Here is a 9,746-nt window from a genome sequence, read left to right on the forward strand (position 1 = left end):
GAAGAAGCCCGCCGCCAAGAAGAAGACCGCCGCCAAGAAGAAGACTGCGGCCAAGAAGAAGGCCGCCAAGAAGAAGACTGCCGCCAAAAAGAAGACCGCCGCCAAGAAGAAGACCGCCGCCAAGAAGAAGACCGCCGCCAAGAAGAAGACCGCCGCCAAGAAGAAGACCGCCGCCAAGAAGAAGGCTGCCAAGCAGCAGACTTCCAAGAAGAAGGCGTCCAAGAAGAAGACTGCGGCCAAGAAGAAGACCGCCGCCAAGAAGAAGACCGTGGCCAAGAAGAAGACCGCCGCCAAGAAAAAGCCGGCCGCCAAGAAAAAGGCCGCGCCAGCGAAACCGGCCAAGCCTGCGGCGAGCGATGTGACGCTCGCCGTCGGAGACAAGGCGCCCGCGTTTGATCTGCCGGCTGACGACGGCCAGCGCTACTCCACGTCGTCCCTCGCGGGTCAGCGCTTCGTGCTCTACTTCTACCCGCGCGACAACACCTCAGGGTGCACGACCGAGGCCCAGGAGTTCACTCAGCTCGCCAGCGAGTTCGAGGCGCTCGGTGCGACCATCCTCGGCGTCAGCACCGACAGCCTCGAGTCACACGCGAAGTTCCGTGAGAAGCACGCGCTGGGCGTGGTTTTGCTGTCCGATGCCGACTACGAGGCGTCGCTGGCCTACGGGGCGTGGGGCGAGAAGTCGCTCTACGGCAAGCCGGTCGTCGGGATGATCCGCTCGACCTTCGTGGTCGGGCCCGACGGCACGATCGAGAGCAAGTACGTGGTCCGGAGGGCCGCTGGCCACGCCGCCGCCGTGCTCGCTGACCTCCGGGCATCCGAGCCCGAGCCCGACGAGCCCGAGCCCGACGAGTCCGAGGCCATCGAGGCGTCGGCATCCGAATCAGCGCCAGTCGAGGCCGACACCGCTGCACCGGACGCGACCGACGTCGAGGCGCCGGCCGAGTCCGACCCGGACGAGTCGGACAGCGAAGACGCGGCCAGCCCCGCAGCGGTCGAGGACGAGCCGGCAGACGAGGACGAGCCGGCGGACGAGGACGAGCCGGCGGACGAGGACGAGCCGGCGGACGAGGACGAGCCGGCAAACGCGGACGAGCCGGCGGACGCGGACGAGCCGACCACGGCCGAGTCCGTCTGATCGCCGCCCCCAGTCGGCCAAACACACAGGCCGATTGCGAGACACGAGCAGCAGCGGGTAGCTTTCACACATGCGCCCCGCTGCTGCTTTCGCTTGCGCGATCATGTTCGCGGTGCCGATCACGGTCGCCAGCGCGGGACCGCCCCCTGCCCCACCCTCGTCAACCCAAGCCGAGGGCGAGGATGCCCTCCCGCCTGCGATCGTCGACGCGCCGAGCGGGTTTTGGCTCAGCGTCGAGCTCATCGGACCGCGCGGCGCCCAGATCGATGCCGCCCGCGCGCTCGCGCAGCCTCCGGTCGTCGACGCGCTTCCACGCGGGGGCGCGCCGCCGCCTGGCGAGCTCGTCGGTCGCGTCGATACCCTCGACCAGGCCCTCACGTGGGTCAACGCCAACAGCTTCGCCGCAGTCAGCGACAACGGCGACGCCACGGCGGTGCCCGGCGGCCGGCTGTACGCGGACCACGGCCTGTTCTTGACGGCCCTCGTCGTCACGGCCGAGGTTATCGGTGGCGCGCAGCCCTACGCCTGGCCCCCCGCGGGCGCGCTGCCGCTGCCCCCCGACGTCGACTGGCAACCCGCGAGCCTCGCGGTCGCCCGCGCGCCAGTCTTCGCCGCCCCCTCGCCAAGCTTGCCGCCCGCTTCCGAGCGCTACCAGGTCGTCGACCTCGACGACTCGCTGTGGCTGCTCGAGAGCCAAGATCGATGCGAAGACCCAGGCTTGTCCTCGGTCCCGCCCACCTGCCTGCGCTGGGCCCGGATCCTGGTTCGTCGAGGCGAGCGCTTCTTCGGCGGCTGGGTGCCCGCGGCCCATGTGATCCCCGACAGCGCGTGGGTCGGCGGTCCCGGCGAGCGTCGCTTCGCGCTCTTGCCCGGCCACCGGGGTCACGACGAGGTCGGCTTCGTCCTGCTCGAGCAACGGGGTGAGCGGCGTGAGGGGCCGGTGGGCCTGGTTCAGGCTCACGCCGGGGACACCTGGCCTGCCGCGAGCGTCGAGGTCCTCGGCGAGGAGCTCGTCGTGCTGATCGCCGGGCAGCCCGCGCTGACCCGCCACATCAGCGCCGATCCCTTGGCCCCCTGAGAGAGCCCCTGCTGAAGGCTGGCTCGGTCAAGAACCGAGGAGCTCGTCTGCGATCCGCAGGGCGTAGAGCTGCCCCCGGTCGGAGCTGGCGTACACGCGCCCGAGCACCGGATCGAAGCTCGGCTGACCCGAGCTGCCGCTGCCGTTGAAGAAGCGCCCGAGCAGCTGGCCGTCGGCGGTCGCGTAGGCGAGCAGCCCGACGTCGGAGTGCGAGACGAACACGGTGTTGCCGACGACCAGCGGCGTCGCCAGCGAGCCCGGATCGAGCTGCTCGTGCCAGCGCACGCGACCGTCCTGCTCGAGGGCGTAGAGCCCCTCGAGCGAGCTCGCGGCCAGGACGATGCCCCCAGCCGCGGGCACGAGGCTGCCGACAGCCCGGAGCTTGGCGTTCCAGCGCCGCGCGCCGTCGTCCGTGGACAGCGCAAACACCCCCGAGGCCTGGTTGGCGACCAGCAGCTCGCCGCGCTCGGCGACCAACACGGGCGTCGTGTCGACGTCGACGAACAGGCCCTGGCCCTCGAGCGGCGCGAGCGACTCGGTCCACTTGGGCGCGCCGCTGACGGCGTCGATCGCCATGACCTTGCCGTCGGCGAAGCCCGTGTAGATCACGCCCGTGTCGCCGGCCGCAGGGTCGACCGGCGCCTGATAGGCCAGGCCCGCGCGCCCGTAGACCGTGAAATCCTTCTGGAACTCGCCGTCGAATTCCCAGACCCACTCGCCGCCGCGCAGATCCACCGTCAAGATCTGGTCGCGCGAATTGGCGAAGTGCACGACCCCCTCGCCGATCACCGCCGGGGTCCGGATCAGTCCGTTGGTGCGGTAGCGCCACACGACCTCGCGGGTGTCGAGATCGACGGCCACCAGCGCGCCGTCGTCGGTCCCGGTGATCAACCAGTCCGGGCGCTCGTTCGGCCGCGCGAGGTGTCCGAGACCCTGCTCGAGATCGACGACGACGAGCACCGGGACGCTGCTGAGCCCGCCGCCGATCGCCAGCTCCCACACGACCTCCCCGTCGCCGTCGTCGAGGACCAGCAGCGTGCCGTCGCGGCTGCCGACGTAGACGACCTCGCGGCTGGGATCTGCGACCGGCGAGCCGTACTCCTCGGTCCGGTAGCGGAAATTCTCCGGGACCGTGAACTCGCGGATGAAGTCGACCGACCAGATCGCCCGGGCGCCCTCCCCCTCGGGCTCGTGGACCATCACGGTGCGCTCGACCGGACCGCAGCCGAGCAAGCCGACGACGATCCCGGCCCAAACCGGGACCCGGACGCCACTGCGCTCGCGCCTGCTCGTCACGGGGTTGGGAACGGCGAAGGGGGCGGCGCCGCGAGCCGAGCTGCGAAGTCGGGATCGAGGGCCTCGACGCGATCGCGGACCATCGGGGTGGCCATCTCTTCGCGCGGGAATTCCTCGAAGTACTGCTGGTAGATCGCCAGCGCCTCGTCGCTGCGCTCGAGCGCCTCGAGCACGCGGCCTTGATGATAGAGCGCCATCGCCCGGTAGTAGTCGGAGGTGTGCGGCGCGATCTCCTGGAAGCTCGCGAGGGCCGCGTCGAGCTCGCCCTTGGCCTCGAGCGCGTTGCCCTTGCCCTCGAGCGCGGCGAAGCGCATCGGGTGGTCCTCGGGCACGTCGGCGAGGAAGGTCTCGTACTCGGCCAGCGCGGCGTCGAAGTCACCGGCCTGCATGGCCTGGGCGGCGGCGACCAGCAGCGCGTCTTGCTCGACCTTCTTGCGGCCCGCGCTCTTGGCCGCGGCCACCTGCTCGGTGATCTTGGTGTCGCGCTCGTCCTCGGTCGTGAAGACCGGGATGCGATAGAGCTTGATCGAGTCGCCGAGGCGCTCTTGCTCTTCGGGCGGAACCACCTGCCCGCGAACGATCGCGGCGGTCGCGTCTTGCAGGGTTCGCGCGGCTTCGGCGTCGGACGCGTGGCTGCGGTTGGTCAGCGCCACGCCGCCCGCGATCATGGCCACGGTGATGACGATCGCGCCGATGACGAGCTTGGGGGTGTCGATGACCTGGCGGCTGGCCTTTCGGACCCCGCGCTGGAACGCGTCGTCTTCTTTCTCGGCCTTGACGTTGGCCTTGCGCTTGCGTCGGCTGCGGTTCCACGTCGGCAGCTCGGCGCGCTCGCCGGGCGCGCGGTCGCCCTCACCCTTGCCAGCGCCCGTGCTGGCCGGCTCGTCCTTGCCCTCCGGCGCGGCCGGCATGAAGTCGAGGTCGTCGCTCACGGCTGGCCTGTCTACCGGACAGGCCGGCCCCTGTCCACCCAGCGCCGGCTGAACCGCTATGCTGGGCCCCGTGAGCGACCACCAGCGCGGAACTCGGCGTGGTCTCGTCGGGCTCACCCTGCTCCTGTTCGTCGGCGGCTGGGGTCCGCCCACGGGCGCACGCGTCGAGGCGCCAGCTCCGCCCGACGATCCCTTCGAAGCTCCGACCCCGCGCGATCCCGACGACGCGCCCTTCATGCCGGCGCCCCACAACCAGCTCGGCCAGTGGAGCGCCGGCCGCGAGCGACCTCTGACCCGCGGCTTCGACGACGACCACTGGGTTCAGCTGACGGCGGCTCCGACCTACGCGGCCTTGCACGTCCCCTTCATCGGCCGCGGCTCAACCCCGCTGCGAGGGGGCGGCGCGACCCTCGAGCTCGATCTGCGAGTGCTGCGCTGGCTCTTCGTCCGGGTCTACGGCGGCCACACGCTCCACCCGGTGTTCGAGGAGACCACCTACGACGAGGACGAGGGCGAGGTCGTGCTCCTGGCCAACGAGGGGGTGGTCCACGCGACCAACACCGGGGCCGCGCTGGTCTACGCCCTCGACATCGGTCGCTTCGTCCCACGGGTCGACGTCGGCGCGGGGCTCTTGTTCGTGCGCAGCCCGCCGGCGGCGCAGCCCGGGCAATGGGGCGCCGAGTGCCGTCAGGGGGGCGTGTGCGATCTCGGCCTGAGCTGCAACGCCGAGGAGATCTGTCGGCCCACCCCCTTCCCCGAGGTCCACGCCGGGATCGGCCTCGACATCCTGCTTGGCCAGCGCTGGGCCGTGGGCCTGTCGGTTCGCTACTACGCGCTGCTGCAGGCGCTCTCGCAGCTGCCCGTCTACCTCCACGGCAGCGCGCGACTGTCCGTGCGCTTTTGAGTCTCGATCTGCGGGCATGAAAAAGGACGGCCGAAGCCGTCCTCGTTCGTGCTCGCTCGTCGTGCGAGCAAACTCAGCCGCCGATACCGGGGCAGCTCACCTCGGGGAAGTCGGCGAGGGAGCAGGTCGCCGAGATCGACGTGCCACCTGCGGCCGGGTAGCCCGGGCGACGCGCGATCTTGAACTCGAGGTTGTAGTTCTGAGCCGCGCAGAAATCCGACATGTCGTCGTCGGTCGAGTCGGTGGCCATGCTGCTGTCGGTCAGCAGCGCGTAGCAGACGTTGACCTCGTCGGAGGGCATCGCGTAGTCGCCGGTGTTGGGGTCGATGACGTAGCCGGAGGCGTCGGTCTGGCACTCCTCGATGCGGACCGAGTTGTCGGTCCCGGGCGGGTCCTCCTCGACCGTGCACTCGGGATCGACGACCAAGGTCGAGGCGTCGGTGTCCTTGACGCACTTGGTGTAGCAAGCCGGCTGGATCTGATCCTCGATGCGCTGGGCGATCGCCTGGAGCGCAGTCGAGTAGTCGTCGTTGCAGATCGAGAACATGTTGCCGGGGGTGAACTCCTCGACGAGGTCACGCAGGCGGACCGGCGGGACCGCCTCGACCGGCTCGTCGGGGTTGTTGGGGTTGACCGCCTCGCAGCCCGGCCCGATGCCGAAGTCGTTCTCGAACTCGGGGTCCGTGGCCGCGGCGCTGCTGTAGAAGGCCTTGCCGTCGTTGGACACGCCGCCGATGAGCGCGACGATGACCTCTTGCTCGGCGTTGAGGGTCTGCTTCTCCTCCTCGAGACCCTGGATGAGGCCGAGGTAACGGCTCATCGGGTGCAGAACCGCGGACGAGTCGTCGACGGCCTCGTTGCCGTCGACGTCCTTGTTGACGGCGTCGCACGAGTCGTAGTTGCTCGGGTCGCCCGTGCAGCTCACGCCCGCGTTCCAGCACACCGCCGAGGTCGGGTACAAGGCCGTGGGGTCGGACCAGAACACCTTGTTGCCGTCCTGCTTGAAGATCTCCGAGAAGCTCTTGTTGTAGGAGCAGTCGGCCTCGTCGGTCACGAACACGACCGCGAGGATCGCGTTCGCGCGGAGGAAGCCGTAGCTGGCTTCGTCCGAGTTCTGGGCCCGGATCAGCGCGAGGTACATCGACTCGAGCTGCGACTCGAACCCGCAGCCGTTGATGCCCTGGGGACCGAAGCACTTGAAGGCCTCGACCGTGTCGGTCGTGTCGGGGATGTTCTTCTTGCCCTCGATGTTCTCGAGCCAGGGGCGCGGCGACGGGGTGCTGTCGAGGTCGGTCGTCGTCGGCAGGACCTCGAGCGCGGCCGCGTCGAGGTTGCAGATGTCGTTGCAGGCGATGTCGCTGGCGTCGGTCTCGCCGTTGTTGAACACGAAATCGTTAATGCGGCTCGTACACGAGCTCATGACCAGGTTTCCGGCCTCGGGCGTGGTCGACTTGCACCACTCGTTGCCGTTGTCCGAGGTCGTGACGCCGATGCGGTAGTTGGCCTCGACCTCCTCGGCCTCGAGCACCTCGATGAAGGCGCCGAAGTTGTTGGCCAGGATCGCCTGCTCCTCGCCCATCGACCCGGAGTTGTCGATCACGAAGAGGATGTCGACGTCCTTGTTGACGGTGAGCTGGAGCTGATCCTCGACCTCGGAGCCCTTCTCGAGCTCGACGGGCTTGAGCGGGTGGTTGAGGCAGCCGCTGAACATGGTCGTGGCCATGACACAGCCGGCGAGAAGGGTGAACTTGGTTCCAAGCTTGAGGCGCGACATTTTGGCTGGTCTCCTGCTCCGACGGTGGGGGCGGGTCATGATCGCCGGCGGAAGCGCCGGGACTCCAGGACCGTCAAAGCAAAGTTGAGGCCAACACATTCTCACAGTGATTCGGCCCAGGTAAAGACCCGTCGTCGTCAATTGACCGTCAACCCTGTTGGCGATCGCCACGTGATTTGCCAACAGGCTTTCCTCCAGGCCCGGAACAGGGCGCCTGCGTCTCGCGCCAAACACGCACAAGCGATCTCGGTCCCGATCCCGGTCCGGGCCTCGGGGATCAGCCCCCGATCCCCGGGCAGCTGAGCTCGGCGAAGTCGGCGAGCGAGCAGGTCGCGGAGATCGCGGTCCCGCTGATCGCCGGGAAGCCGGGGCGCCGAGCGATCTTGAATTCGAGGTTGTAGTTCGAACCGGCGCAGAAGTTGGACATGTCGTCGCCCGGGTCCGCGGTGGCCATCCCGGTCGGGTCGTCGGTCAGCAGCGCATAACAGGCGTTGGCGTCGGTGCTGGGCATGACGTAGTCGCCGCTCTGCTCGTCGAGGACGTAGCCGGCGGCGTCGCGCAGGCACTCTTGCATCGTGACGGCGTCGCTCGCCCCACCGCCGGGTGGATCTTCTTGGACGGTGCACTCGGGATCGAGGGCGTCCGTCGACAGGTCGGTGTCTTTGACGCACTTGGTGTAGCAGGCGGGCACGATCTGCTTCTCGATGGCACGGGCGATCGCGTCGAGTGCGTCCTTGTACTGCGGCTCGCAGATCGAGTGCATGTTGTTGGGCGTGAACTCCTCGACGAGATCGCGCAGGCGCACGGGTGGGACCGCCTCGACCGGCTCGTCGGGGTTGTTGGGGTTGACCGCCTGGCAGCCCGGCCCGATCCCGTAGTTGTCTTGGAACGCGGGGTCCGTCGCGCCGACGTCCCCATAGAAGGGCGTACGGTCGCTGGAGACGCCGCCGATGAGCCCGAGGATGACCTCCTGATCGGGGTTGAGCTCTTGCTTTTGCTGCTCGAGCCCCTCGATCAGGCCGATGTAGCGGCTCATCGGGTGGAGGACGGCGGCCGCGTCATCGACGTCCTCGTTGCCGTCGACGTCCTTGTTGACGGCGTCGCACGAGTCGTAGTTGCTCGGGTCGCCCGAGCAGCTCACGCCCGCGTTCCAGCACACCGCCGAGGTCGGGTACAAGGCCGTGGGATCGGACCAGAACACCTTGTTGCCGTCCTGCTCGAAGATCTCCGAGAAGCTCTTGTTGTAGGAGCAGTCGGCCTCGTCGGTCACGAACACGACCGCGAGGATCGCGTTGGCGCGGAGGAAGCCGTAGCTGGCTTCCTCCGCGCTCTGGGCCCGGATCAGCGCGAGGTACATCGACTCGAGCTGCGACTCGAACCCGCAGCCGTTGATGCCCTGGGGCCCGAGGCACTTGAAGGCTTCGACCGTGTCCGTCGTGGCGGGGATGTTCTTCTTGCCCTCGATGTTCTCGAGCCACGGGCGCGGCGCCGCGATGCTGTCGACGTCGGTCGTCGTCGGCAGGACCTCGAGCGCGGCCGCGTCGAGGGTGCAGATGTCGTTGCAGGCGATGTCGCTGGCGTCGGTCTCGCCGTTGTTGAACACGAAGTCGCCGATGCGGTCCTTGCAGGAGCTCATGACCAGGTTTCCAGCCTCGGGCGTGGTCACGCCCGTCTCGCACCACCTGTTGCCGTTGTCCGAGGTCGTGACCCCGATGCGGTAGTTGGCCTCGACCGTCTCCTGTTCGAGGACCTCGATGAACGAGCCGAAGTTGTTGGCCAGGATCGCCTGCTCCTCGCCCATCGACCCGGAGTTGTCGATCACGAAGAGGATGTCGACGTCCTTGTTGACGATCAGATCGATCTGCTCCTCGTCGGTCGAGCTCTTCTCGAGCTCGACGGGCTTGAGCGGGTGGTTGAGGCAACCGGCGAACATGGTGGTGGCCATGACACAGCCGGTGAGGAGGGTGAGCTTGGTGGCAAATTTGACGCGCGACATGACTCTCCTGTGCCGACGCGGGCTCCACATCGGAAGCCACGTCGGAAGATGGGGGCGCCGCTCGGTGTGTGCGGTCGCCTGCCCGCGACTAAAGCAAGCCCGAGGCCAAGACCAAAGGTGGCCGAGTTACGCTGAATTGCGCCGTTTGGGCCCGATCGAAGCTCGACTAGCCATCAACTACATTGGCGACGGGCGGCCGCGTTGCCAACTCTTTTCAATAAACTTCGCTGGCGGCAAAGAAGGTCGCCTCAAACTCATCGAAGCTCTCCTTGCCCCTGGCGTCGACGGCGGTGGAGAAGAAGTCGCAGTAGGCGGTGAGCGCGAGGTCATCGCCCGCAAGCCCTCCCCCGCTCTCGCCCTTCCCCGGCGGGCCGGAGGGCCGGCGAGGCCTCCTGAACTCTGCTTGGGCGCGGGTTCAACGCGAGGCTCAAATTCCCTGGGTAGTGCTCACCGCCCGGCAACGCGGGCACGCGTACCCACGGACTGGGCTCACTACCGACCGCTGGTTCGGGACAACCCAAGGCGGGGCGCCCCTTCGTGGCGCGTGCGTGTATCTCGGCCCTGATCCCGTCACGGTATTTTTGTTGCGACATCTCATATCGAGTCAGCTCGCGAAGTTGTCGCACTG

General features: G+C 68.2%; 7 protein-coding genes. 3 read left to right on the forward strand and 4 right to left on the reverse strand.

Annotated features, from left to right (window positions below):
• Together ENSA5_RS30835 and ENSA5_RS30840 are read left to right on the forward strand one after the other, a co-directional pair.
• Positions 1 to 1,138 (forward strand): peroxiredoxin (locus tag ENSA5_RS30835; RefSeq protein WP_181198324.1); only part of this gene is annotated, 1,138 nt, incomplete at its 5' end.
• Positions 1,139 to 1,250: 112 nt separating this feature from the next.
• Positions 1,251 to 2,216 carry a hypothetical protein gene (locus tag ENSA5_RS30840; protein WP_181198325.1) on the forward strand — a complete coding sequence of 322 codons (966 nt, stop codon included), beginning with the start codon at positions 1,251 to 1,253 and terminating at the stop codon, positions 2,214 to 2,216.
• Positions 2,217 to 2,243: 27 nt separating this feature from the next.
• Here ENSA5_RS30840 and ENSA5_RS30845 read toward each other — a convergent pair whose 3' ends face one another.
• A complete protein-coding gene (locus ENSA5_RS30845) occupies positions 2,244 to 3,512 on the reverse strand; it encodes an outer membrane protein assembly factor BamB family protein (RefSeq protein ID WP_106395300.1) in 1,269 nt (422 codons plus the stop codon).
• Complete coding sequence (locus tag ENSA5_RS30850) at positions 3,509 to 4,444, reverse strand: tetratricopeptide repeat protein (RefSeq protein WP_106395301.1); 936 nt, start codon at positions 4,442 to 4,444, stop codon at positions 3,509 to 3,511. Before ENSA5_RS30850 ends, ENSA5_RS30845 begins: the two co-directional genes overlap by 4 nt.
• A 70-nt stretch (positions 4,445 to 4,514) precedes the next feature.
• Here ENSA5_RS30850 and ENSA5_RS30855 point away from each other — a divergent pair, with 70 nt between their 5' ends.
• Entirely contained in the window at positions 4,515 to 5,348 is an 834-nt protein-coding gene (locus tag ENSA5_RS30855) for a hypothetical protein (protein WP_181198326.1), read from the forward strand.
• A 73-nt stretch (positions 5,349 to 5,421) separates the two neighbouring features.
• Here ENSA5_RS30855 and ENSA5_RS30860 read toward each other — a convergent pair whose 3' ends face one another.
• Together ENSA5_RS30860 and ENSA5_RS30865 are read right to left on the reverse strand one after the other, a co-directional pair.
• Entirely contained in the window at positions 5,422 to 7,122 is a 1,701-nt protein-coding gene (locus ENSA5_RS30860; RefSeq protein WP_106395303.1) for a hypothetical protein, read from the reverse strand.
• Between the two features lie 277 nt (positions 7,123 to 7,399).
• Positions 7,400 to 9,067: a vWA domain-containing protein gene (locus ENSA5_RS30865; protein WP_258183073.1), complete on the reverse strand. Its 1,668-nt coding sequence runs from the start codon at positions 9,065 to 9,067 to the stop codon at positions 7,400 to 7,402.
• Between the last annotated feature and the right edge of the window lie 679 nt (positions 9,068 to 9,746).

It is taken from the genome of Enhygromyxa salina (assembly GCF_002994615.1).
In the GTDB taxonomy this organism is placed as follows: Bacteria; Myxococcota_A; Polyangia; order Nannocystales; family Nannocystaceae; genus Plesiocystis; species Plesiocystis salina_A.

Coding starts and splice junctions, on each gene's coding strand:
- ENSA5_RS30860 (WP_106395303.1), bottom strand. CDS start 7,122: ATGTCGCGCCTCAAGCTTGGAACCAAGTTCACCCTTCTCGCCGGCTGT.
- ENSA5_RS30865 (WP_258183073.1), bottom strand. CDS start 9,067: ATGGCCACCACCATGTTCGCCGGTTGCCTCAACCACCCGCTCAAGCCC.